Genomic DNA, 24853 nt, shown 5'->3' with positions numbered 1-24853 from the left:
GCCTAGCGCGCGAGCCAACCGCCGTCGACGGCCAGCACGTGCCCGGTTACATAATCGGAGGCAGGCGAGGCCAGGAACACGGCAGCGCCCGCGATGTCTTCCGGCCGGCCCCAGCGCCCCGCCGGGATTCGCTCCAGGATCTGACGGTTGCGCGTCTCGTCGCCCTGCAAGGCGGCGGTATTGTTGGTGGAAATGTAGCCGGGAGCAATGGCGTTGACCTGTACGCCCTCTGCCGCCAACTCGTTCGCCATCGCCTTGGTCACGCCGGCGACGCCCGATTTCGCCGCGGCATAGCTCGGCACCCGGATGCCGCCCTGGAAGGAGAGCAGGGAGGCGACGTTGATGATCTTGCCCCGGCTCCCGCCCATGGCTCCGCCCTCCACCATCGCGCGCGCGGCGGCCTGGCTGAGGAAGAACAGTGTCTTGAGGTTGGTGTCGACCACCGCGTCCCAGTCTTCTTCCGAGAACCGCAGCAGATCGTCGCGCCGTATGATGCCAGCGTTGTTGACCAGTATGTCGATCCGTCCGAGGCTTTTCAGCGCTTCATCGACGATGCGCTGCACCGGTTCGATGCTGGACAGGTCAGCCTTGATGCTCACCGCCTTGCGCCCGGTTTCCTCGATCAGGCGCAGAGTTTCGGCCGGCTCGGACCGCCCCGCCACGGCCACGTTCGCGCCCGCCTCGGCCAGCGCGACGGCAATGGCCTGGCCGATCCCGGTGTTGGCGCCGGTGACCAGCGCCGTCTTGCCTTTCAGGCTGAACGAAATGGCCATCGTCAGTTGAGCTGGCAGATGTCGAGGACGTTCATGTCGGTATAGTCCAGGTTCTCCCCGCCCATCGCCCAGATGAAGGCATAGGACTTGGTGCCCGAACCCATGTGGATCGACCACGGCGGGCTGATCACCGCCTCCTCGTTGGCGACGAGGATGTGGCGCATTCCGTCGGGCTCGCCCATGTAGTGGAAGACGCGGTCGTTCTCTTCGGCAAGGTCGAAGTAGAGATAGATCTCGCTGCGCCGGTCATGCAGGTGCGGCGGCATCGTGTTCCACACGGAGCCTTCCTCCAGCACCGTCAGGCCGAGCAGGAGCTGCGCGCTTTCGCACACGCCGGGGATCACCAGCTGGTAGATCGTACGCTGGTTGGAATTGGCGAGGTCGCCCTTTGCCAGCGGATTCGCCTGTTCCAGCGTGATGTGCTTGATTGGACAGGCCTTGTGCGCCGGCACGGAGGCTATGTAGAACCGCGCGCCTTCGCCCTCAAAAATCACCTCGTCGCTGCCCATCGGCACGTAGAGGCATTCCTTGTTGCCCATCTCGAAGCGCTGGCCATCGACGGTGATCGCGCCGGGTCCGCCGATATTGACGACACCCATCTCGCGGCGTTCCAGGAAGGGGTGGCCCTCCGCGCTCGGCGGGTCGGTCTGCGCCGGCAGCCTCAGCGGACCGCCGCTGGGTACCGCGCCGCCGATCACGAAGCGCTCGTTGTGGGAATAGTTGAGCGTGACCTTGCCCGCCTCGAACATGCCGGTGACCAGATAACGGTCGCGCAGCTCGTCGTTGGTGACACTCTCCATCATGTCGGGATGGGTGGCGTGGTAGGTCTTGCAAAACACGAATAAGCTCTCCGGTAAGGAATTCACCGGGACTCGTATCCCGAATTGGAAACCGGTGTCAACGTCTCGCGACTTACTCTCGTGGCGGCACGGTCGACGCGCGCCGCACAAGGTCCGAAAGGAAGAACGAAGGCTGCGACGCGGCGTTGGCGGGATCGATGAGCTTGGACGCCGCAGCCTGCGCCATGGCCGCGATCGGCCAGCGCACGGTCGTCAGCGGCGGCCAGATGTGCGCGGCCGTCGCGGTATCGTCGAAGCCGACGATCGAGAGGTCATCGGGAACGTCGATCTGGCGCGCGCGGGCAGCGTGAAGTACGCCGGCCGCCATCTCGTCGTTACTGCAGAAGATCGCCGTGGGCGGCCGGTCGACCGACAGCAGTTGCGCTCCCGCAGCGAGGCCCGATTCGAAGCGATAGTCCCCTCTCGCCGCCAGTTCAGGTTCGGTCGCCAGGCCGGCGCGCGTCATGCCGTCGGCGAAGCCCAGCTCGCGCTCCCGGGCGGACCGGAAGCCTTCGGGGCCTGCCACGAAACCTATCCGCCTGTGCCCGAGTTCGGCGAGCCATGCCACCGCCTCGGAGACGGCCTGCCGGTCGTTCGAAGCCACGAGGTGCGCATCGTCGTCGAGGCGGGCCGAGCCCATGCGGACAACGGTACAGCCCAAGTCGCGGCACATCCGGGCAAGCTCGTCGTTTTCCGAGATCGGCGGGAGCAGCATCACCCCATAGAGGCGCTGTTGTTCGATGAAGTGGCGGATGTCGTCGAACATGGTCGGCGAGTGCCGGTCGACCGGGCGGACGACGAGGGCAAATTCGGTCTTGCGGATCGTGTCCAGAATGCCTTCCTGCACGCCCAGCACCATCTGCGCGTTGGGGTTGTCGTGGATCAGACCGATCAGGAAGTTGCGGCGAAGCGCCAGCGCGCGCGCCTGCGGGTTGGGGACATAGCCCAGGTCGGCAATGACGGCCTCGACCTTTTCGCGGGTGGCCTGGTTGAGCAGGGGCGACTTGTTGATGACCCGGCTCACGGTCTTCTTGGAAACCCCGGAAAGGCGCGCGACGTCGTTGATCGTCGGCTTTTGCCCGTCAGATTTGCTGCTAATGGCCTCTTCCCCTGCTGAAACTGTGCCCACGACTTGCCATCAGTCAGTGTTATAGGCAAGCTGACACCGGTTACCAGCAGAATCGGAAACACCTGGACTTTCGCGCGACCGATGCCGACGAACATCCCGTCCTCCTTGCGGATACATCCCCACGACACGGTCGCTGTGGCCTTGCGGCCGCTTTCCGCCGGGGAAAACCTGTGCGGACTGGTCCTGCGGGAGGATATCGCGCAGGGGCACAAGTTCGCTCTGGTCGATCATGCCCGTGCAAACACCGTTATCAAATACGGTCAGTTGATCGGGCACGCGACGCAGGCGATTCGGGCAGGCGAGCATGTGCATGTACACAACCTCGTCTCCGCCCTCGCGGGAGAACTCATCTATACCGCAGGGCGGCCGGGGCAGGCCGCCGCTCTCGACTCTGCGTCTCCCGTCGCCACCTGGCGCGGCTATCCGCGCGCGGACGGACGGGCGGGAACGCGCAACGAAGTGTGGATCCTGCCGACGGTCGGCTGCGTCGGGATAACCGCGGAACAGATCGCCCGCGAGGCACAGGCGCGGCATGCCGGCGTGATCGACGGCATTCATGCCTTCACCCATCCCCACGGATGCTCGCAACTGGGGGACGACCTAGCCGGCACCCGGGCGGTCCTTGCGGGACTTGCCGTCAGTCCTAACGCGGCCGGCGTGCTGCTGCTGGGCCTGGGATGCGAATCGAACCAGCTTGGCCGGCTTGTCGAGGCTGTACCCGAGCACGCGAGGGCAAAGCTGCGGGTGCTGTCCAGCCAGTCCGCAGGCGACGAGATTGCCGAGGCCGGCCGGCTGGTCGATGAACTGGTCGAACAGGCCGCGACAAGCCGGCGCGAGGATTTGCCTGCATCCGCGCTCACCGTCGGGCTCAAATGCGGGGGCTCCGACGGGTTCTCCGGCCTCACCGCAAACCCTCTGCTCGGGCGTTTCAGCGAGACGCTGTCCGCAGCGGGCGGACGCGTGATCCTGACCGAAATTCCGGAGATATTCGGCGCCGAACAGGCGCTGCTCGACCGTTCGGCCTCGCGCGAGGTGTTCGACAGGGCGGCCGGGCTGGTGAACCGATTCAAGCGCTATTACCTCGATCAGGGGCTGCCGGTTTCGGAAAATCCTTCGCCCGGCAATCTTGCCGGAGGAATCACCACGCTGGAGGAAAAGTCGCTGGGCGCGGTGCAGAAAGCCGGTTCGGCGCCGTTGGCCGATGTCCTCGACTACGGGAATCAGGCCGCGCGGGCCGGAATTAGTCTACTCGAAGCGCCCGGCAACGATGCCGTTTCCTCGACCGCCCTGGCCGCTTCGGGGGCGACGATCGTTCTTTTCACCACGGGGCGCGGGACGCCGCTGGGTTTCCCAGTGCCGACGATCAAGATCGCTTCGAATCGCGCGCTGGCTGAAGCGAAGCCGCACTGGATCGACTTTGACGCATCGCAGGCCCTCGAGGATGGGCCGGCGACGGCAGACGCCGCTTTCATGGCGCGAGTCCTTGCCGTAGCGAGCGGGGAGGCCACCGCTGCGGAGCGCAGCGGGCAGCGAGCAATCGCCGTCTGGAAAAGAGGAGTAACCCTTTGAAAAACAAAGTGTCCATCAAATTGGCTTGCGCATGACACCGGTTTCCTTTAGCGAGCAGCCGAAATCACTTCATGCATGCGGGGTTTAGATTGACCGATCAGGCGAAAGCAGTGGCAGAGGCCTTCGTGACCGCAAGGCGCGACCGGTGCGTCCTCGCTCGCTACCCTGGCGAGGCCCCTTCCGACATGGCGGAGGCCTACCGCATCCAGGACCTTGCGATCGATTTCGACGGCCGCCCGATTGCGGGCTGGAAGGTCGGCCGGATCAATCCGCCGGATGATGCACGACTGGGCGCCAACCGCCTTGCCGGGCCGATCTTCGCGGACAGCGTTGTCGAGGCGCCGAGCGGCGAATCTCCTGCGATGCCCGTCTTTGCCGGGGGCTTTGCCGCCGCCGAGGCCGAGTTTCTGCTCCATGTCGCACCCGGCTGGGATGGCGCGGTGCCGCAGGACGATGCAGGCACTCTCGCACTTCTCGACGCGGTGCATGTCGGCATTGAGGTCGCGAGTTCGCCGTACCCCGGCATCAACGCAGATGGTCCCCCGGTCACGGCGTCGGACTATGGCAACAATTTTGGCCTCGTCGTCGGTCCAGGCCTTGCCGGATGGGAAGCGATGGATTTCGACGACGTCACCGTGCGCCTCGAGATCGACGGAGCGCTCGCCGGCGAAAACACGACGGCGGCCATGCTCGACGGCCCGCTTGGCGCCGTGCGTTTCCTGCTCGGCAATCTGGTGGGCCGCGGGATCGACTGCGGCAGTGGCACCTGGGTGTCTACCGGAGCGGTTACGGGCGTTCACCCCGTGCGTCCCGGCGAGCAGGTGACGGCCTCATTCGGGCAGCATGGCGCAGTGCGCTGCGCCATAGTTGCCGCATTGCCGGACAGATAGCAGTTTCTGGAAGTTTCTAGCAGGCGGGTCGAAGAATTCCCGCCGCCAAGGGAGCAGGGTCAATGGATGCAGGAGCCCGCGTGGGACAGTTGGAAAGCGGAGCCGGCGCGCCGAGCGTCAGGATTGGGCGTTTCCGTTGGGTGATCGTTGCGTTGCTCTTTGCGGCGACGGCAATCAACTACATCGACCGGCAGATGATCGGTGTGCTCAAGCCGACGCTGGAGGTTGAGTTCAGCTGGAGCGAGTCGGACTTCGCGGCGATCGTGTTCTGGTTCCAGCTCGCCTACGCGATCGGCTACATCTCATTCGGCAAGATCGTGGACGCGCTGGGCGCGCGGCTGGGCTACACCATCGCCATTGTCATCTGGACAATAAGCCATGTGGCGCATGGTTTCGCCAGTGGCGTGACCTCGTTCGCGATGGCGCGCTTTGGCCTCGGCATAGGCGAGTCCGGCAACTTCCCCGCCGGGATCAGTGCCGTGACCGACTGGTTCCCGCAGAAGGAACGCGCCTTCGCCATCGGTCTGTTCAATGCCGGTGCCAATGTCGGTGCAATTCTCACTCCGTTGATCGTGCCGTTGCTGGTGCTGTGGTTTGACTGGCGCATGGCCTTCTTCGTCACGGGGATTTTCGGCGTGGCCTGGCTTGTGGTCTGGTGGGCGGTCTATCGCCACCCTTCCGAACACGAGCGCGTGGGCGTGGCCGAGCTTGCCTGGATCCAGCAGGACCCCGCGGATACAGGTGAGAAGATCGGCTGGACGCGCCTGCTGACCGTGCGTGAAACCTGGGCTTATGCTCTGGGCAAGTTCCTGATCGACCCGATCTGGTGGTTTTTCCTGTTTTGGTTGCCCGGTTATCTGTTCGAACGCTATGACCTCGATCTCAAGACCTTCGGCCTGCCGCTGGCGGCGGTCTATCTTATCTCCGATGTCGGCAGCGTCGCGGGGGGCTGGCTGTCCTCGAAGCTGATCAAGGCGGGACGCACACCCAACTTCGCACGCAAGGTAACGATGCTGATCTGCGCACTGTGCGTGCTGCCGATCTGGTTTGCGCAGAGCATCGACAATGTCTGGACCGCGGTTCTGGTGATCGGCATAGCGACAGCCGCACATCAGGCGTTTTCGGCCAATCTCTACACTTTGCCTTCGGACGTGTTCCCTCGCGGTGCGGTGGGTTCGGTCATCGGCATCGGCGGCATGCTGGGCGCCTTTGGCGGAATGGGCATGTCGCTGTTCGCCGGCTACATCCTGGACGCAACCCACAGCTACGAAGTGCTCTTCGCGCTCTGTGCATGCGCCTATCTGCTGGCATTGATTGTCGTGCACGTGCTCAGCCCCAGGCTGGCTCCGGTTTCGATCCGCGCGGAAGGCAGATAAGCGGGTTTAGGCCGGCGATGGCCCGCCCCGGCCGGCACGGGTCGTGCGGCGCGGCCCACGGCGCCTGCGAGTCGGATTGAAACGACCTGCGATCGCGATCCGGCTCCTGGGCGAGGAGGCGCAATTGCTCGAAGTACAGGCCCGGTGCCATACCGATGGCGCCCGGCCTGCAACATGCCGTGCCCCCCAAATGTTCTGGTTTCGGTTACCCCGGAACCTGTGGTATTATGCCGTGCTTCGAACTGATCCCGGAAAATCGCATGGGATGGGGGTGAGATCCCGTGCAGGAGGAGACGCCCCATGGACATGAAAACCGGCGACGACCCGCTACACGGCAGCCCCATGCAGGAAGGCGCTGCGCTGCGCACGCTGCTCGGCCGCACCAATCGCGACTGGTGGCCAAACCAGCTTTCGCTCGACATCCTCCGCCCGCACGGTGCCACTGCCGATCCATACGGCGACGATTTCGACTATGCGGAGGCGTTCAAGAAGCTCGACTATGCGTCAATGAAGAAGGACCTGACCGCATTGATGACCCACAGCCAGCCCTGGTGGCCGGCGGATTACGGTCATTACGGCCCCTTCTTCATTCGCATGGCGTGGCACTCGGCCGGCACCTACCGTACCGGCGACGGGCGCGGCGGGGCCAACTCGGGCCAGCAGCGCTTTGCGCCCCTCAATTCCTGGCCGGACAATGCCAATCTCGACAAGGCGAGGCGGCTCCTGTGGCCCATCAAGCAGAAGTACGGCCGGAACCTGAGCTGGGCGGACCTGATGATCCTGGCTGGCAATGTCGCGATCGAGTCGATGGGCGGCCCCATCTTCGGCTTCGGCGGCGGCCGCAAGGATGTCTATGAGTCAGAGCACGACGTCTACTGGGGCTCGGAAGAGCAATGGGTCGGGAAGGGCGCCGAAGCGCGTATGGGTGAGGATGCCGGCAAGGCGATGGAGAACCCGCTGGCGGCAGTCCAGATGGGGCTGATCTACGTCAATCCGGAAGGCCCTGGCAGCAAACCCGATCCCTTGGCCTCGGCCAAGGAAATCCGCATGACTTTCTCGCGCATGGCGATGAACGATGAGGAGACCGTCGCGCTCACGGCCGGCGGCCATACTTTCGGCAAGTGCCATGGCGCGGGCGACGCGGCAAAGATCGGCGCCGAACCGGAAGGGGCGGACATCGCCCAGCAGGGCCTGGGCTGGCAGAGCGGGCATCAGAGCGGCATCGGAGACGATACCATAACCAGCGGGCTCGAAGGTCCCTGGACGCCCACGCCGATCAAGTGGAGCATGAACTATTTCCGGATGTTGCTCGAATACGACTACGAGTTGGTCAAGAGCCCGGCCGGCGCCTGGCAGTGGCAACCCAAGGACCAGAAGCCGGAGGATATGGCCCCGGCGGCGCACACTCCCGGCCGCAAGGTCCCGACGATGATGACCACGGCCGACATGGCGTTCAAGATGGACCCGGAATTCCGCGAAATCTCGGAGCGGTTCTACAAGCATCCCGACGCATTCGCCGATGCCTTCGCCCGGGCCTGGTTCAAGCTGACCCATCGCGACATGGGCCCCAAAGCGCGCTATCTCGGCCCCGAAGTGCCCGATGAAGACCTGATCTGGCAGGATCCGGTGCCCGCTGGCTACGTGCCGAGCGACAGCGAGGTCACCGAACTCAAGACAAGGATACTGGGCAGCGGCCTCACCGTCAGCGAACTGGTCAAGGCCGCATGGGCTTCCGCCTCGACTTATCGCCAGTCGGACCATCGCGGCGGCGCCAATGGCGCGCGGGTCCGTCTCGCGCCGCAGAAGGACTGGAAAGTCAACGATCCCGACGAGCTTGCCAGGGTGCTGGCCAGGCTCGAGGAGATCAGGGCAGGAATCAGGCTCTCGCTTGCCGACATGATCGTGCTCGGCGGCTCGGCGGCGGTCGAGAAGGCGGCGAAGGATGCGGGTTACGATGTGACGGTGCCGTTCACCGGCGGACGAGGAGATGCCAGCGAGGAATGGACCGACGCGGAGAGCTTCGAACCGCTCGAACCCAAGGCGGATGGCTTCCGCAATTACCTCGGCGTGCGCTTCAACGTGCCCACCGAGGAGCTATTGGTGGATCGCGCTCAATTGCTCGGCCTTTCGGCGCCTGAAATGGCGGTGCTGGTGGGCGGCCTGCGCGTGCTCGGCGCCAATGCAGGCGGCTCCCGCCACGGCGTGCTGACCAACCGCGTCGGACAGCTCACCAATGACTTCTTCGTCAACCTGCTTGATATGGGCACGGCGTGGAAGCAGGTGGACGACGAAGGAGACGAGACCTTTGTCGGCACGGACCGCAAGACCAACCAGCACAAGTGGACCGCGACGCGTACCGACCTCGTGTTCGGCTCGAACTCGCAGCTACGCGCACTGTCGGAAGTCTATGCGGCAAACGATGCCGGCGAAAAATTCGTCAATGACTTCGTGGCGGCCTGGACCAAGGTGATGAACGCCGACCGCTTCGACCTCGCCTGAGCACGGCCTGGGGCCAGTCTGCGTACCGCGCGTTCTATTCGTCGGTATCGGCGCGTCCAAGCGCCCGGCGAAGGTTCCCGCCCGCAGAACGCAGGGATATCGCACTCTGTTCGGGTGTCTGCCCGAGAGCGATCAGCACGGCCCGCTTGATGCCGCCGGCCGCCTGATCGAGCGCATCTTCGGCGACCTTCCCGTCGACCCCGGCTATTTCCCCGATCATCGCGACCGCGCGCTGCCGCAGTTTGGCGTTCGATACCCGCATGTCGACCATCAGGCCCGCGTGGATCCGGCCCAGGCGGAGCATGATTGCGGTCGAGAAGAGGTTGAGGGCGATCTTCTGGGCTGTCCCCGCCTTCATCCGTGTCGATCCCGTCACGACCTCGGCGCCCGTATCGAGGAGGATCGGGTGCGTCGCCAGAGCGAGCAGGGGGGCTGCGGGATTGTTCGCGAAGCCGACGGTCAGCGCGCCGTCTGCGCGTCCCTGAGCAAGCGCTGCGACGGTGTAGGGCGTCGTGCCGCTGGCAGCGACCGCCACGATCACGTCAGAAGCGGTCGGCGCAAGGTCGCGCATTTCCCGCTCGCCAGCCGCAGCATCGTCTTCCGCCCCTTCGACGCTCGAAACGAGCGCGTCCCCGCCTCCCGCAAGGAGGTAGGCGACCCGATCTCCGTCCCAGCCATAAGTCGGCCCCAGCTCGACTCCGTCCTGAACGGCGATGCGCCCTGACGTGCCCGCGCCGACGTAGATTAGCCGACCTGCTGAATCGGCGAGCCGGGCCGAGGCCTCATCTGCGGCCCGGGCGATAGCTCTGGCCTGCGGCTGTACCGCCGCCGCAGCGGCAAGCTGCGCCTCCAGCATGGCCTCGACGGCCGCGTCCGTGGGCCAGAGATCGAGATCGGCGTAGCGGGCGCTTCTCGCTTCGGTTGTCATCCAGGCCTCTCCTTGCTCGCACGCCGGGGCTGTCCTGCCTGTCCGTAAACATGTGCTGGCGTTGGCGAGATTGTGTCACAAGATCGTGCTATCCAGGCCGGCAGGAACATTCGAGGAAGCCATGGAACTGTATATCGGAATAGACGCCGGCGGGACACATACGCGGGCCAGGCTTGTTTCGGGCGATGGAGAAGTCCTGGGTTTCGGAGAAGCCGGCGCGGCGAACACGCCTTTCGGTCTGGAGCGCGGTTTGCAGGCGGTTGAGAAAGCCTGCGCACAAGCCGTGGCCGATGCCGGACTGACCGGGAAGGACCTTGCCTCGATCAACGCCGGTCTGGGGATGGCCGGACTCAATCGCCGCGGGATGCTCCAGGGGCTGAAGAATCACGAATTTCCGTTCAAATCCATCGCCTTCGCGAGCGACGCGGCCATCGCGAACCTTGGCGCCCATGCGGGAGGAGACGGCGCCGTGGTCATCGTCGGCACCGGCAGCATCGGGTTTGGCCGCGTGGGCGAGCGGATTTTCACGATTGGCGGCTATGGCTTTCCCGTGTCGGACGAAGGAAGCGGCGCCGAACTGGGCCTGCGCGCGATCAAGCGGGCCTTGTGGGCGCGCGATGGACGCACCGAGCATTCCTCGCTGACGCGCGAAGTGCTCGCCCACTTCCATGGCTCCGCCGGGGAGATCGTTGACTGGACGGCAAGCGCGACCCCGGCCGACTACGGAGCGTTCGCGCCGATGGTGCTGGACCATGCCTATGCGGGCGACGCGATCGCTGAATTGATCGTTCAGGGGGCCGCGCGGCGTATAGATGAAATGATCCGCACGCTGTTCGACCTCGGTGCTCCCCACTGCTGCCTGATGGGCGGCATCGCGGAGCGAATAGGCGAGTGGCTGGCCGTCAGCGTCCGCAAGCGCCTGCGCGCGCCGCTTGGCGATGCCCTCGACGGCGCGATATTCCTGGCCCGCCATCGCGCCGGGCAGGAATAGCGGCGCTCTTGGCCGCTACCGGCCGGGGCGCGTCGGCTCCCCGCGAATCCAGCTTTCGATGACGTCCATGTCCGGGCCGACGAGAACGAAATCGGCGCGCAGTCCGGGCGCGATGGATCCCACTTCATCGGACAGCCCGATCGCGGACGCGGGAACGGCGGTGGCCATGCGGATGGCCGTCGCATCGTCGACGCGCATCATGCGGCAGGCATTGCGCACGGCCTGCGCCATGTTCACGTTGGAACCGGCCAGAGTCCCGTCAGGAGCCATGCAGTAGCCGTCGCAGGCGGCGATTTTCACCCCGCCGAGCTGGAATTCGTTTCGATCCCATCCCACCGTCGGCATGGCATCGGTCACCAGCGCCAGGCGTTCGGCGCCGATGGCGGCGAGGGCGATGCGGAGCGAAGCCGGGTGGACGTGATGGCCGTCGACGATCAAGCCGCACCACGTTCCGCAGCCGTCCAGCGCGGCGCCCACCGCGCCCGGTTCCCGGCTTCCGAGCGGGCTCATCGCGTTGAACAGATGCGTGAAACCGCTCAGCCCTTCGGCGATGCCAACCTGGATTTCCTGATAGGAAGCCGCAGTGTGTCCGGCGCAGACGATCACGCCCCGGTCAACCAGCGCGCGGATGGCGCCTGCGGGAGCCAGTTCCGGTGCAAGCGTGACGACGGTGCGGCCATGCCGGAGCGATGAGAGCAGGGCGATGGCTTCTTCGTCCAGTATCCTGAACTTGGATGCATCGTGAATGCCCTTCTTTGCCGGATTGAGGAAAGGGCCCTCGATGTGGATGCCGAGCACGCCGGGCATGCCGCGCGCGATGGCGGTATCCACCGCGCCGATGGCCGCTGCGACGACTTCGAGATCGTCGCTGATTATGGTGGGCAGGAAACCGGTAGTGCCAAAGCGGCGATGTGCCGCTGCTATTGCTGCGATTCCTTCCATCGCCGGGCGATCGTTGAAAAGCACCCCCGCGCCACCGTTCACCTGCAGGTCGATGAAGCCGGGCAGGAGATCACCCGCCAGCTTCCTTGCCGGGACGTCCGGCGGACATTCGCTTGCTGGCAAGACGCCGGCAATGCGCCCCTCGCCGACGACGACGCAGCGGTCGCTCTCAAATCCCGCCGGGGTCAGGACGCGTGAAGGCATGAACGCGATGCGGCTCATCGGGTCTCGGTCACTTTGCGCAGATGAGGCGGGCGATCCGGATCCCGGCCTCGCGCGATGGCCAGCTCGGCAACGAAGCGATAGAAGCTCTGGATCGTGGCAAGCGGGGCAACCGCCGGATGCAATTCCGTCAGGAATGGCAAGGACAACGTGCCGGAATGCGGGCCTCCGACGACGATTACCGGGGCGCCGCGACGAACGAATTGATCCGCAAGCCGTCCGAAGTCCTCCCGTCCCTTGTCACCGGGCGTCAGCATGAAGACCGGAAAACCGGGGCCGACGAGCGCTGCCGGACCGTGCTGCACCTCGGCGGCACTGAACGCTTCGGCGTGCAGGCCGCAGGTCTCCTTCAGCTTGAGAGCCGCTTCCTGCGCCGCGGCAAAGTTCAATCCGCGACCGAGCACAAAGAGGTTGTCCGTTCCGGCCAAGGCGGTGACCGCCGGCGACCAGTCAAGCTGCCAGGCGTCGCGGAGCGCCTGCGGTACGGTTGCCTGAGGCCGCCGCAGTTCTTCGCTCCCGGTCCAGGCGGCGACGAGCCCCATGATCGCCAGCAGCGAGGCGATGAACGACTTGCTTGCCGCCACGCTCCGTTCCGTGCCGGCGTGCAAGGGTATCGCCACGTCCGATGCCAGCGCCAGCGGCGAGTGCGGGTCGTTGACCAGAGCCACCACCAGCGCGCCGGCCTGACGCGCCGCCCGCGCCGAGATCACGACGTCGGGACTATGCCCCGACTGCGAGATGGCGAGGAAGAGCGTGCCTTCCAGCTTGCGCCAGTGGGTTTCGTACAGCGAGGAAACCGAGGGAGCATAGGAAGCCACAGGGGCAAGGGCATGGGTTTCCACAAGGTACTTGGCGAAGGTCGCGGCGTGATCGGAACTCCCCCTGGCGCACGTGAGGACCAGCGGCGGATCCAGATCGCGCAGCTTGCGGCCGAGAGCGTCAAGCGGAACCTGAAGCTCGGCGATCTGGCGCTCCGCAACGGCCGCCCCTTGCGCCGCTTCCGCAAAGATGAGCGTCTGTTCCGCGTGCATTTTCATCGCTCGAAACGTGCCTGAATATCAGGTGTCTGGACCATCGAGCTTACGCGGCCGGAGCATGACCGTCCAGCACGGCGCACCGAAGTTCCGCTCGTCAGCCATTGGCATGCGGGCCGCGGTTCCTATCTCGATTGAATGGACCAGGTTCGCAGATCCATTGAAAGGCAGGTTCATCAGCTGATCGGCTTCGGTTCGGGCGAGGTCGATCTGGATCGTCCCGCCGGCGATCACGGCCTGTTCGGTCCTTCTTCCGTGACATGGCGGGTTCATGGCGATTTCACGGCGATGATGATCGGCGGGCTCTCGGCGCTGCTGCTGCAGATGCTTCATCCCCAGGTGCTCGCGGGGGTCTGGGATCATTCCAATTTTCGCGAGGACGCTCTTGGAAGATTGCGCCGCACGGCCCAATTCATTTCCGGCACGACCTACGGCTCCACCCGGCAGGCGCTGCTGCTCATCGACAGGATCAACGAGATACACGGCCGGATTCAGGGGCGGCTTCCTGATGGCACGCCGTATTCGGCCCGCGATCCCGATTTGCTGACATGGGTGCATGTCACTTCGACGTCGAGTTTCCTGCGCGCCTACGTCCGTTATCGCGATCCGATGCTGCGCTATGCCGACCAGGATCGGTATCTTGCAGAGATGTCCGATATCGCCCGTCGGCTGGGGGCGGTTTCGGTGCCCGTCACGCTCGGGGAAATGGAAGCCTACTTCAGGACCGTCCGCCCCCGGTTGCGGGCCGACGAACGAACGCGCGACGTCGCGCGCGCATTGCTGGAACCTCGCTCCGGCAGGCTGGAAGCATCGCTGTTCCAATCCGTGACCAATAAGGCCGCTATCGACCTTCTGCCTGCGTGGGCGGCGCGGATGCACGGCTTCGCACTCCACGAACCCGAGCGGTTGCTGATCCGTGGCGGTGCGCAAGGTGCGGCGGCGGTTCTGCGATGGGCGCTGCGTGACACCTCCGCCCGCCGCGCCAGAAGAGCATCCAGCACGTGAAGACCGGCGCGACGTGGCGCAAAGGCCGCGCGCCGGCAACGGGCAACGACCGGAGCGTTATGCCTCCGCCTGTACTCGGCCTTCGTTCCACTCGGGATAGGGGCCAAGACCCACGATCAGCAGCCCCGAGATGATGGCTCCTGGAATGCCGGCGATCAGGAGCGGCGTGTAGCTTCCCGCCATGTCGTAGATTGCGCCGGCAACGACCGGCCCCAATCCCGCACCGACGGTAACCAGGATCGACATCGTTCCGAAAATCTTGCCAAAGCTCTTCATCCCGCCGTAGCGGCTGGTCAGATAAGTGGTGATCTGGAAATTGGCCCCGGTCGAATAGCCGATGATGATCATCGCGACCACGATCAGGGCTGTGGTTCGAAACGGCTCGAGCAGAAGCAGGAACCCGATCGCGGCTGCGGACAGAGTGAAACCGCCGATCCATCCGCTGGTGAAGCGATCCATCAGCCAGCCCGTCGTGATCTTCCCGACTATTCCCGCAATCCCGGCGAGACTGGCCAGCAGGGCCGCGCTTTCGCGGGAAACCCCGGCGTCGGTCAGGATGGGGACCTGATGCACGATGACCGCGATCCCCAGGAACATTGTAATCAGCGTGGCAAGCGCAATCCGGAGCAGGGCAGGATCTCTGAGCGCCTCCTTCAGGTCGAGCCCGTACAGCACCGGCGGGGCTTTGGCCCGGGGGTCTTTGGCGCGCTCGCGCGTTCGTTCGTGCGCGCCGTAAAGGAAGAAGACGCTGGTAATAAACGCCAGGGCACCCCATCCGAACCCGAGGATGTACCAGGCCTGCCTCCAGCCAAAGTCCGCGATCAGCCACTGGGCGAGTGGCGGAACGATAGTCTGGGCGACGGCAGTGCCGGCGAGTGTGAGCCCAAGGGCAAGGCTGCGCCCCGCATCGAACGTCCCGGATACGGCCGCCGTCCAGACGGTGGATTTCACGCTGAGGGAAATGAAGGCGTACATGACCCAGAGCGCCAGCCACTGCGTGACCGATCCGCTGGCAAGCCCGAACGATGCTACCGCACCCGCCGTGAGGACGAGTCCGGGAAGGGCCAGGCGCCGCGCCCCCCACCGATCGATAGCCGCGCCCACGACAGGTGCGAGCGGTACGGTCATGAACGCGGTGAGCGAGAGGCCCGCTGTAATTTCGGCTCGGCTCCATCCGAATTCGGCGTTCAGGGGCTCGATGAAGAGACCAATTGCATTGGATACAACGGAGTGAAACGAAAAGCCGATCGCAGCGGCGAGCACGAGCGGCCAATGGGACCGCCATTCCGCGGCCGCCGCTGGTTGCTGCGATATCAAACCTCCCATTTTCAACTCCCTAACGCGCTGTAGCGCTTATCCGAACGCCGAGCCCAGCCGTTCACGCAGGGGCTTGGCGAGGGGCTTTCCCGGTCTCCCCAATGGCCTCGATCCGTGCCCTCATGAGGTTCGCCAGAAGGCTCTCGGGGGTGGTCGATAACCTGAATTTATACGGCGGTCGAGCTAACATCGCGGACCGGCAAGGCCTGGCTGTCGCCCCAGCCGGAGCCATCGCGGCGCCTGCCACCTCCTGATCCCCTGCCCATGGCCGCGCGACGAAGCAGGCGCCGGTTTGGTTGCAAATCTCAAAACTCCGCAGGGACGATGGTTGTGTTTTTGCGCTGGCGACCTCATTGCATGACGTATGGAAGTCGGGAGCTGATCACAGTATGCAAACGACATGACACTGGAAAGAATCGACCTCACCCCGCGGATCGGCACCGAGCTCAAGACTGACGCTGAAACGCTTGCGTCCGGCAAATATGGGCCTGAACTCCGCGAGTTGCTCGAACAGCGCGGCGTGCTCGTCGTTCGCGGCCTTCACATGACCAACGAGCAGCAACTGGCGTTCTCCCGTTCGCTCGGCAAGGTGCAGCCGCAGGGGGAAGGCGGGGTGTTCAAGGTCACGATCGACCCCGACGTGAACCCCGGAGCGGAATACATCAAGGGTGCCTTCTTCTGGCATATCGACGGCGCGAGCGACGACGTTCCCAACCTCGCAGCGACGCTGAATGCGCAAAGCCTGTCGAAGACAGGGGGGAACACGCATTTCGCGAACACTTATGCCGCCTGGGATGACCTGCCCGAGGAAGACAAGCGCCGCTACGAAGGCCTGAGGGTGGTCCATAGCTTCGAGATTTCGCAGCGCTACGTGAACCCGGAGCCCACCGCCCGCGAGCTGGAGTTCTGGCAGATGCGCACGCCCAAGGTGCATCCGTTGGTGTGGACTCATGGTTCCGGGCGCAAGTCGCTGGTCCTTGGTTCGACCGCGCATTACGTCGAGGGAATGGATCCGGCCGAGGGGCGCATGCTTCTCACCAAACTGCGCGAGTGGGCCACGCAGCCGCAGTTCGTCTATACCCACCGCTGGACCGAAGGCGACATGCTGATCTGGGACAATACCGGTACCATGCACCGCGTCGACCAGTATCCGCTGGAAGAAAATCGCCTGATGCACCGCACCACGATCGAGGCGGAAGAGCTGCTGGTCTGAGCGGTCGGGCGGCCGCGCCCTTTCGCGTGCCGCCTTGCAAGGCAACCGGCGAGGCCTGTTTCCGGCGGCCATGGTTTTCCGCCGGAACATTGCTTGCAAGGTTTACCAGGCAACCTTCACGCTGCCGCGCAGGGCCAGATTGACATGGTCGTGCCGGTCCTCGGCCGAGAGCTCGCCGCCCAGGACGAAGCCGGCCGATCCGCCGAAGGCCCGCAAGCGTGCGAACCAGCCGCTGCTCGCCTTTTCTCCATCGAGCGTGAATGCCTCGCCTTCCTCGAATCTCGCAGTTGTCGAACCAAGCCCGCCGCTCAGGATCTCGCGCCAGCCGCCTTCCGTTTCAACCCGGAACCAGTTCGCGTCACGCGCGCCCATGCCCATCAGGTCGACGCCGAGCGTCATGCCGCCGTTGATCCCGAATTCGTCGCTGGTTCGCGAATTGACGGTAAGATCGAGCGCTTCGCCGCCCGTCTCGGTGTAGCCGTCCTCCTTTAGCTGGACATAGTCGACCGAGACCGCCGGGCGAAAATAGAAGTATCGGCTGCCGCCTTCCGCCGAAGCGCCAGCGGCGAAGGTCACGAAGTCGCCATTCCAGTCGCCGTCGATGGTGCGCTTCACGTCCTCGGCCCCGGCCGTACCTGCGAATTTGCGTTCGCTTTCGAAGTCGGCCCGGCCGATCGAGGCGCGACCGAAGCCGCTGAATGCGCCCCAGTTGCCGCGCCAGTGGCCCGCCAGTTCCCATGCTCCTGACTTCACTTCACTGGCGGGGCCCCTCGTGTGCCGGTTCCAGTGATGCGCGACTGTAGCGCCGAAGCGGCCGATGCCGGTTTCGTATTCTCCGGTGAGGGACCAGGAATAGCCGGTGAGATCGTAGGAAGCGCTGCTTCCCGTGTCCTTGTCGCTGCCCCAGAAGGCAAGGTTGACGGTTGCGCTCATGCGTCCGCTCGCCACAAGAGGACTCTGCGGATCCTGCAGCTGGCGCGCCAGCGTGCGCGCGCCGAGGCTGATGCCCTCGAAGGCACCGCCCGCGTGATCCGGCAGCATCTGCCCCACGGCTTCGCGGAACCGGTCGCCGTCGGTGATGTCGAGGAAGACTCCCTCAATTTCGTCATCGTTGCCAAGCACCGCGAAAACTGCATCGTAGGCAGAGGCCTGCGAACGGTTGAGGCCCAGTTCCGCGACCGAGCGCCTGGCCACGTCGACGACGATCGTGTTCGCTGCCGCGCTTTCGTCCAGCTCCGCCTTGAACATGAAGGGGACGAGGTCGGTAACCCTCTTGAGGTCGTCCAGTCCCTCGATCGCTGCGGCGGTGAGCACCTGATAGCTGCCTTCCGCTGTCGAAACATCCGCCAGGCGGATGGAGAGCTTCGATCCTTCGGCGAAGGAGGCGGTTCCCGCGACGGTGTATGCCGAACCGCCGGCCTTGTTGAGCGTGACCGCCAGAACGCCGCTTTCGCCGACCGAGAGCGAGGCGATGCCCGAAGGCGCGCGGACGTCGAGCGTGCCGCCCTCGACTGTGACCGCGAGGTTCGCAGCGTTGGACAGGCTGCCGGAGAACAGCGAGCTTCCGGAAATCGTGAGCAGATCATTGCCGCCGCCGAAATCCGCCGCGCCAGTGAAGCTGGCGCTTCCGGTAAGCGTTATCGTATCGTCGCCTCCATCGAAGGCAATGGCTCCCTTCTGCGCGGTGTCACCCGACAGGCTCAACCGATTGCTGCCGCTGCCGAATGCGATATCGCCCGCCAGAGCGCCATCGGCGATATCGACCACGTCGTCCCCGCCGCCAAGGCGAATGTCGCCGGTGATCGACGGGGCCGCGAAGCCCGAAGCCACCTGCGTCTGCCTGACCGTGACACCGCCGGCCGCCGACGAGAGATCGATGGCGATGTTGCGCCCCGAGCCCGTCTTGGCGCCGCCCGCCGAAATCGCGCCGCTGTTCTCGACCAGCGTTACCGTGCCGCTCTCGTCAAGGATGGCAGCGGCCGATCCGGTCTCGCCCACCGCTGTCGCCTTGATGGTGCCGCTGTTGCGGATCGCGGGCAGCGAGGCCCCTTCGGCGACGTGAAGTGCCCTGGCATGCGTCGTAGCGGTATTGCCGCCGCTTGCCGTCACGCTGCCCGAAACCCGCAGCACCGGGGTCGAAGCGCCCGAACCAATGCTGACGGCTGTCGCGCTCGCCCCCTTCGCTTCGGCGAGTACCGATCCGGCAATGCCGATGCCGCCTGCGATGGAAACATCGCCGCCGCGACCGCCTATGGCGAGGCCTGTGGCGCCGACGCCCGAATAGAGCCCGCGCCCCTCGACTGCACCGTCGATCAGCAACCCGAACTGGTTCGCGGTACCGGCAACCGGTCCGATTGCGATGTCCCGGCCGGCGGCGCCGACCATCATGGCCGGAGCCGCGCCAAAGGAGACGACCTTTGCGGCGCCCTCCTTGGCGTCCTCGATGCCGTCCGCGTCCTCGTCGGCATTGTTGGGATCGCTGTCCTTGGGCGCCACCGCGAGGATCACGCCGCCCGAAACATTGCCTTCGATCACCAGCGCCGAACCGCCCTGAAGCAGGTCATCGGCGTCGAGCTTCGACGTGTCGCCGGGAACCGTGGTGTGGCGATACCCGGTCGATACGACGGCGCCCTGCACGGTCACGGCGCCATTCACATCCCCCGAAATGCGGGCGCCCACGGCGCCTTCGCCTTTCGCCGCAACGCTGCCGGCAAGGCGCACGTTGCCGTTGATCGCGCCGGTTTCGATACCTACGCCGTGATCGCCCAGAACCTCGATCTTGCCGTCGTGAATGAAATTGCCGGTCAACGTGCCTCCCAGGGAGATGCCGGCGGAGTTGTTGCCCTCGATGATGATCGTGCCGCTGCTGGCGATCTTACCTGTATGGGCGCCGTCGGTGCGAATTCCGTAACGGTTCGATCCGAGCGCGAAGGGACCGTCGAGATCGCCGTCCTTGTCCTCGTCCGTCGCGCTGTAGGGTTCGTCGATCGTAATTGTGCCGGTATTGACGATGTCACCGCTTGTTCCGGCCACGGCCCGAATACCGATCGCACCGTTCGCGTTGCTGATGGTGACCGCGCCGGCGTTGCTGACCGCGTGGTTGCTGTCCATGGTGACGGCAGTGCCGCCGGTCAAAACGACCGAGCCGTCTTTCGTGATGTTGATCGTGTCCGCGCCGCCGCCTTTGATGGTCGAGGTGCGCAGGGGGCTGGTCTTCTTGGTGGCAACGTCTTCGGCACCGGCGCTCGTGGCGGCGACGAGGGCAAGCAGTGCTGTGGAGGCAAGCAGGTAGCGCGACATCTCAATCCCTTCAGGTCGGTATCGACCCTTGAGACGGAGACGCGCGTCGGCAGCCTTGGAAAAAATTTCTAGAAACGCGTGTCGAGACCGATCCGCACGGTACGCGGCCGCAGCGGCGTCATCTGGTCGCGGCCCGTACTGAACGGAGTGCCGAGCGAAAAGCGGTTGCCGCGCGAATTGGCGATATTGGTGAGGCTGAGTGTCACGCCCAGCCCTTCGGAACCGGCGCGGAAAGCAAGGCCGCTGTTGAGGTAGTCGCCCTGCGGCTCGCCCAGTTCAGGCCCGATCCCGAGACGCGACCGGCCGACATAGCTCACCCATCCATTCGCCGTGAGCCGCAGGTCCTCGCCAATCTCGTGGTCCCAGGTGAAGCCCGCGCGTCCGGCGATATGCGCGATGTTGGGCACTTGCATGGTCCGGGTCAGCAGCGCAAGCGGCGGCTTGTCGATCTTGCTTTCGTTCCAGGTCAGCCCGGCCTCGAGCCGAAGGCCGGGCGTGACCGCGAGCCCGCCCGTGGCGCTCGCCGACCAGACGCGGCCATCGCCGATGTTGGCCGTGCTGGGCAGGCCGATATCGTCGATGAAGTCTGCCTGGATATCCTGCCAGCGCGTATGGGACAGGCTGAAGGAGAGATCGAAAGGCCCCGTACCAGGACGCCCATGGCGCGCGCCGATCTCGAAGGTTGCGGTGTGGTCGTTGCGGAAACGGCGGACGAAGTCGCTCTCGATGGCGAAACCGCCGGGCCGGAAGCCCTCCTGGTAGCGCACGTAGAGCGCGCTCTCCGGCCCCAGTTCGGCATGGAGTGCCAGTGAAGGCAGAAAGGTCGCGAGCGTGCGATTGGCAGTGACCCGGGCATTGGCGAGGGCAATCGCGGGCAGGACGTCCTCGCCCTCGCCACCGAGCCGCGAACGGGTGAGGCGTCCGCCCGCCGTCGCGACAAGGCTTCCCATCACGCGCAGGCTCGCCTCGCCGTAGATCGTCGCCTCGTCGATCGTGTTGCGTACACCTGTGGCGGCACTGCGCGTGTTCGCGGTCTCGAACGTGCGCGTCAGTACCGTATTGTTGTGCGTGAAACTGGCGCCGACGAGCCACCCGAAGCCGCGGCGCTCCGGCATCCAGAACCGTGTCTCATTGGCGATCATCCGCGTGCGATTGGCCTGCGCGAAGGTGCGTGGCGGGCCGTCAGGCAGGCTGGCGTCGTAGCGTTCGTGGAGATGCTGGCGGACCAGCCCGGTCGTCGAGCGGACCCTGATCTCGCCGATGTGTCCGGAAATGACGAACTGCCCCATGGCATAGTCTGCCTCGGAACCCTCGCGCACCCGCGCGGAACTGGCCAGCGGTGCGCCGCCGCGGTCGGCGTACTGGCTGTCGACGGCGTGGGTCGTCTGGCCCAGCGCAACCAGTTCGACCGACCAGTCCGGCGCGATCTCGACGCGTGCACTCACGCGGCCGCCAAGGATGTCCGTGCGGTTGACGTTGTCGCGGCCGAGTACGGGCTTGTCGATGTAGCCGCCCCGCCTCGTCGCATCGAAGGTGGCCCGCAGCGCCGCCCTCTGCCCGGAAACCGGCAGGTTGACGGTCGCGCTCAGGTCGCCGCCGGGGTCACCGTCCTGCGTCAGCGAGCCGCCGATTATGCCGGATGCGCTCGCCACACCTATGACCGGGGGATGGGGCACGAGCCGGATGATCCCGCCGAGCGAACCTGCGCCATAGAGCGTCCCCTGCGGCCCTTCGAGCACTTCGACGCGGGCCATGTCCGACAGGCGCAGGTCCGGATCGGGCGCATTGTAGGTGAGGCGCAGGTCTCCGAGATACTGGCCTACCGTCGCCTGCGTCGGCCCGGTGAAGCTCGAATCGGCGATGCCGCGGATGAACACCTTGTTGCGCCCGCTGCCGAGGTGCGTCGAGGACACCGTGGCGAGCCGCTGCGTGATCTTGTCGGTACCTCCCACACCGCCGGACTCCAGGACCTTGCCGTCGAGGATCGAAACCTGGCCCGGAACCTGCTCGAGCCTGAGGTCACGCTTGGATGCCAGCACCACGATCGGTTCAGGCCGAGATTGCTGTTGTACTTCGGTGTCGGCGCGGGGTGCCGGTTTGCGGGTCGATGTCAGCGGCCGAGCGTGTCCCGGCGCCGGCTCGATCCGCCATGCGGAGGGGCCGACCGCGACCGCGCGCGCGCCGGCGGCGCGAGCCAGCCTCCTGATCGCCTCGGCCGCGTCCATGCGTCCACGCAAGGACGGAATGGCACGCCGGGCAATGTCCGGGTCGGTGATGACGATACTCGTGTCCGTCTGCCGCGCCAGCTCGCTCACTGCATCACCGGCCGTCCCCGCTCGCGTCGCGACGGCGGTCTCGCGCGCGATAGCAGGAATGGGTGCGACCAGCAGCACGGCCAGTATCCAGCGCGAAGCCCGCATGGTCAGCGCGCGCCGATGATCCAGCGATCACCCTCGGCATGCACTGCGAGACCCAGCAGCGGCCCCAGGGTTCGCGGATCGTCCTTGAGCGGCGCGATCAGAACCGAGCCAGAGACGGGCTGTCCGCCGCTTCCACGCGCGACCACGAAAACAATGCCGCTGGCACGCGTGAGATCGGCGGCAACCTGCTCCAGCGGGGCATCGGTGAAGGTCAGCCGTCCCTCGCGCCATTCGCCGACCCGAGCGGACGCAATCGGGCTGACCACGTATCCGCCGCCGTCCTTGTGCGTCTTCAGCATCTCACCCGGCGAAAGGCGTATGTTTTCGCCATCGGGATTGAACTGCACCGCACCCTCGGACACGGCGACACTCAACCCGGTGCGATCGTTGCGCACATCGAAGACGGTGCCCATGTCGACCAGCCTGTTTTCGCCTACGGCCACACGGAACGGATCGGCATCGTCGTGACGGATCGTGAAGAGCGCCTGCCCCTGTTCAAGCCGGGCAAAGCGTACGTCGTCGCGGTCGAGTTCGATCGCGGAGCCACCCGCCAGATCGATACGACTGCCATCATCGAGCGCAATCGTGTGGATCTGTCCGGCCATGGTCTCGATCCGGTAGAGATCGCGCCCGCTGCCGTGCCACAGCGCCAGTCCCGAAACCAGCGCTATCGAGGCGGCGAGGGCCCCGCCAAGCCAGCGCCGGCGCGCGACTGATCGCACTTGAGGGGCCGCGTCCGCTTCCTCGACGGTATCGTCATTCGCTGGGGCGACCGCTATGAGCTCGGTTGCCTCGGTCACTGCTCCGGCGACCTCGTCGTAGGCGCGCGCGTGAGATGCGTCCTGTTCGAGCCAGCGGGAGAATCCCTCCCAATCCTCGAATGCAGGGTCGAGCGCGCGCACGGCCCAGTCGAGAGCCTGTTCGCGGGTCGTATCGTCATTCGCCATCGCGCACTCCTTCCGCGACGAAGACGGAAACGATCGGCTCAAACCTCATCGCCGCGCTCCTTCCATGTGCTGAGGGCCCGATAGGCGGTGCGCAGATCGCTTTCTACCGTGCTCAGACTGACTCCGAACTCTGCCGCTATCTGTTTTTGCCCCACTCCGTCGATGCGATGGCGTCGAAAGACAGCGGCCACGCGCGGGCCGAGGCGGTCGAGCATCGACAGGACCCGCGTCGCTTCCTGCGCCGCCGCGATGCGGCGCTCGGCGGAAGGCTCGGGCGAGGCCCCGCCTTCAGCTCCGACGTTGATTTCGGTCCAGTCACGATCGCGCTTTTCGGCCTGCCGTATCGACCGAAACCGGTCGACCATGAGCATGTCGGCAACGCGAAACAAATAGGACAACGGCGAGTCCACCGCTCCCGTCGGGAGCGCCGAAATCTTCAACCAGATTTCCTGCACGAGATCCTCCGCCGCATCACCCGCGCCGCGCGCGCGCAGGAATCTGAACAGCTTCTCCCGGTGATCGAGAAACGCGGCTTTCAGGCTTGTGCGGGAATGATGCGAAGTCACGACTGCCCGATAGATTCTGCTTCTCCGGCCGCCAGATAGAGCTTCGGCCGCCCAGAAGAAAGGATGAGGCGCGACATTTGGCGTCTTTGAGCGTAAGCGCCGATGGAACCCGGCCTTGCGAGGAATGGGAGCGGCGTGAAGTTCGGGGGGCAGATGGAGGCCTTGGATTTCAAAAATCAATCAGATGGAGCTGGCATGAGAGGCTTTCGTAGTAATTTGGCAGTGTTTGCCCTGCTGATCTGTGGTGCGCATAGCGCAGTATACGCGCAAAGTCCTGCGGATGGGGCATCATCTGAAGAGGTTCCCCAAGGAAATATTTCTTTGGATGGGCAGCAAATATCGATAGCATATTATAGAATAAAGCCTGGAAAACAGGATGAATGGCTTTCTCTATATAAAAACTATCACTTAAAGTTTTTGCGTGAGCTGACATCATCAAGTTCCGGTACCAAGCTTTACAAGGCACAGTCTCATAGGGTCGATGGATGGGATTTCGCGGTGGTGAGCATTTACCCCCGAAGTGCACCGCGTAATGGTATGTCGCGTGAACGGAGCGTATCGATCATTAATAAGCTGTTTGGCAGCCTGGAATCTTTTATAGATGCGGAGAATAGGCGTTGGGAGTTAACTGAATCGCATTGGGATGAGGGTTTCGTAGAAATGGCTTTGGAAGACTTCCCTGTCACCTTACGTATTCCGTAAGGTTTGATATGGTGCGATTGTATATTATTTATGGTATTTATTGTTAGAAATATTGATTAGCGGCGGGCATGTTTTTCATATGCTTATTGATCTATGCTCTAGCGCCGTATGAGAAAGACCAGGAACAAGTTGTTGCCCAGAATTGGTGAGGCGCAAACATTTGGCGAGCCCCGCGCAAATTGCCTTTGCGG

19 protein-coding genes are annotated in these 24853 nt (G+C 64.7%); 8 read left to right on the top strand and 11 right to left on the bottom strand.

Annotation, left to right across the window (positions count from 1 at the left end; genetic code table 11):
* Positions 1-2 precede the first annotated feature (2 nt).
* The 3 genes from kduD to IEX32_RS02930 form a co-directional block, all read right to left on the bottom strand.
* Entirely contained in the window at positions 3-773 is a 771-nt protein-coding gene (gene kduD, locus IEX32_RS02940; RefSeq protein WP_188768269.1) for a 2-dehydro-3-deoxy-D-gluconate 5-dehydrogenase KduD, read from the bottom strand.
* A 2-nt stretch (positions 774-775) separates the two neighbouring features.
* Complete coding sequence (kduI, locus tag IEX32_RS02935; RefSeq protein ID WP_188768267.1) at positions 776-1612, bottom strand: 5-dehydro-4-deoxy-D-glucuronate isomerase; 837 nt, start codon at positions 1610-1612, stop codon at positions 776-778.
* A 73-nt stretch (positions 1613-1685) separates the two neighbouring features.
* Positions 1686-2741, bottom strand: coding sequence for a LacI family DNA-binding transcriptional regulator (locus tag IEX32_RS02930; RefSeq protein ID WP_229735836.1), 1056 nt, complete (start codon positions 2739-2741; stop codon positions 1686-1688).
* 81 nt (positions 2742-2822) lie between these two features.
* Here IEX32_RS02930 and IEX32_RS02925 point away from each other — a divergent pair, with 81 nt between their 5' ends.
* The 4 genes from IEX32_RS02925 (at position 2823) to katG (ending at position 9075) form a co-directional block, all read left to right on the top strand.
* Positions 2823-4310: a UxaA family hydrolase gene (locus tag IEX32_RS02925; protein WP_188768266.1), complete on the top strand. Its 1488-nt coding sequence runs from the start codon at positions 2823-2825 to the stop codon at positions 4308-4310.
* A gap of 71 nt (positions 4311-4381) precedes the next feature.
* Positions 4382-5200 (top strand): 2-keto-4-pentenoate hydratase, encoded by an 819-nt coding sequence (locus IEX32_RS02920; protein ID WP_229735834.1) that lies wholly within the window; start codon positions 4382-4384, stop codon positions 5198-5200.
* A 62-nt stretch (positions 5201-5262) separates the two neighbouring features.
* Positions 5263-6576 carry an MFS transporter gene (locus IEX32_RS02915; protein ID WP_188768262.1) on the top strand — a complete coding sequence of 438 codons (1314 nt, stop codon included), beginning with the start codon at positions 5263-5265 and terminating at the stop codon, positions 6574-6576.
* A 300-nt stretch (positions 6577-6876) separates the two neighbouring features.
* Positions 6877-9075, top strand: coding sequence for a catalase/peroxidase HPI (gene katG, locus IEX32_RS02910; protein WP_188768260.1), 2199 nt, complete (start codon positions 6877-6879; stop codon positions 9073-9075).
* Positions 9076-9109: 34 nt separating this feature from the next.
* Here the strand turns inward: katG and IEX32_RS02905 are convergent, their stop codons facing one another.
* The gene (locus IEX32_RS02905) at positions 9110-10003 is read right to left on the bottom strand and encodes an N-acetylmuramic acid 6-phosphate etherase (protein ID WP_188768252.1); all 894 of its coding nucleotides are present in this window, start codon (positions 10001-10003) and stop codon (positions 9110-9112) included.
* Between the two features lie 121 nt (positions 10004-10124).
* Between IEX32_RS02905 and IEX32_RS02900 the strand changes: the two genes are divergently transcribed.
* Positions 10125-10994, top strand: a complete 870-nt coding sequence (locus IEX32_RS02900) for a glucosamine kinase nucleotide-binding domain-containing protein (RefSeq protein WP_188768249.1) — start codon at positions 10125-10127, stop codon at positions 10992-10994.
* A gap of 15 nt (positions 10995-11009) precedes the next feature.
* Here IEX32_RS02900 and nagA read toward each other — a convergent pair whose 3' ends face one another.
* Both nagA and IEX32_RS02890 read right to left on the bottom strand, forming a co-directional pair.
* Positions 11010-12158 (bottom strand): N-acetylglucosamine-6-phosphate deacetylase, encoded by a 1149-nt coding sequence (gene nagA / locus IEX32_RS02895; protein WP_188768248.1) that lies wholly within the window; start codon positions 12156-12158, stop codon positions 11010-11012.
* Positions 12155-13189: an SIS domain-containing protein gene (locus IEX32_RS02890; protein ID WP_229735833.1), complete on the bottom strand. Its 1035-nt coding sequence runs from the start codon at positions 13187-13189 to the stop codon at positions 12155-12157. The genes nagA and IEX32_RS02890 overlap by 4 nt, the downstream gene beginning before the upstream one ends.
* Positions 13190-13330: 141 nt before the next feature.
* Between IEX32_RS02890 and IEX32_RS02885 the strand changes: the two genes are divergently transcribed.
* Entirely contained in the window at positions 13331-14197 is an 867-nt protein-coding gene (locus IEX32_RS02885) for an oxygenase MpaB family protein (protein WP_188768240.1), read from the top strand.
* Positions 14198-14254: 57 nt separating this feature from the next.
* Here IEX32_RS02885 and IEX32_RS02880 read toward each other — a convergent pair whose 3' ends face one another.
* A complete protein-coding gene (locus tag IEX32_RS02880) occupies positions 14255-15523 on the bottom strand; it encodes an MFS transporter (RefSeq protein ID WP_188768239.1) in 1269 nt (422 codons plus the stop codon).
* A gap of 391 nt (positions 15524-15914) precedes the next feature.
* Here IEX32_RS02880 and IEX32_RS02875 point away from each other — a divergent pair, with 391 nt between their 5' ends.
* On the top strand, positions 15915-16727 hold the full coding sequence (locus tag IEX32_RS02875) for a TauD/TfdA dioxygenase family protein (protein WP_188768238.1): 813 nt from the start codon (positions 15915-15917) through the stop codon (positions 16725-16727).
* A 102-nt stretch (positions 16728-16829) separates the two neighbouring features.
* Here IEX32_RS02875 and IEX32_RS02870 read toward each other — a convergent pair whose 3' ends face one another.
* The 4 genes from IEX32_RS02870 to IEX32_RS02855 form a co-directional block, all read right to left on the bottom strand.
* Entirely contained in the window at positions 16830-20027 is a 3198-nt protein-coding gene (locus IEX32_RS02870) for an autotransporter outer membrane beta-barrel domain-containing protein (RefSeq protein ID WP_188768237.1), read from the bottom strand.
* Between the two features lie 68 nt (positions 20028-20095).
* Positions 20096-22447 (bottom strand): TonB-dependent receptor, encoded by a 2352-nt coding sequence (locus IEX32_RS02865; RefSeq protein ID WP_188768236.1) that lies wholly within the window; start codon positions 22445-22447, stop codon positions 20096-20098.
* 2 nt (positions 22448-22449) lie between these two features.
* Positions 22450-23394 (bottom strand): FecR family protein, encoded by a 945-nt coding sequence (locus tag IEX32_RS02860; protein WP_188768234.1) that lies wholly within the window; start codon positions 23392-23394, stop codon positions 22450-22452.
* Positions 23395-23432: 38 nt separating this feature from the next.
* Positions 23433-23960, bottom strand: a complete 528-nt coding sequence (locus IEX32_RS02855) for an RNA polymerase sigma factor (RefSeq protein ID WP_188768232.1) — start codon at positions 23958-23960, stop codon at positions 23433-23435.
* Between the two features lie 135 nt (positions 23961-24095).
* Between IEX32_RS02855 and IEX32_RS02850 the strand changes: the two genes are divergently transcribed.
* Positions 24096-24662 carry a hypothetical protein gene (locus tag IEX32_RS02850; RefSeq protein WP_188768230.1) on the top strand — a complete coding sequence of 189 codons (567 nt, stop codon included), beginning with the start codon at positions 24096-24098 and terminating at the stop codon, positions 24660-24662.
* Positions 24663-24853 lie beyond the last annotated feature (191 nt).

It is taken from the genome of Novosphingobium endophyticum (genome assembly GCF_014640675.1).
Classification (GTDB): domain Bacteria; phylum Pseudomonadota; class Alphaproteobacteria; order Sphingomonadales; family Sphingomonadaceae; genus Novosphingobium; species Novosphingobium endophyticum.
This window is presented reverse-complemented; position numbering and strand designations above follow the sequence as displayed.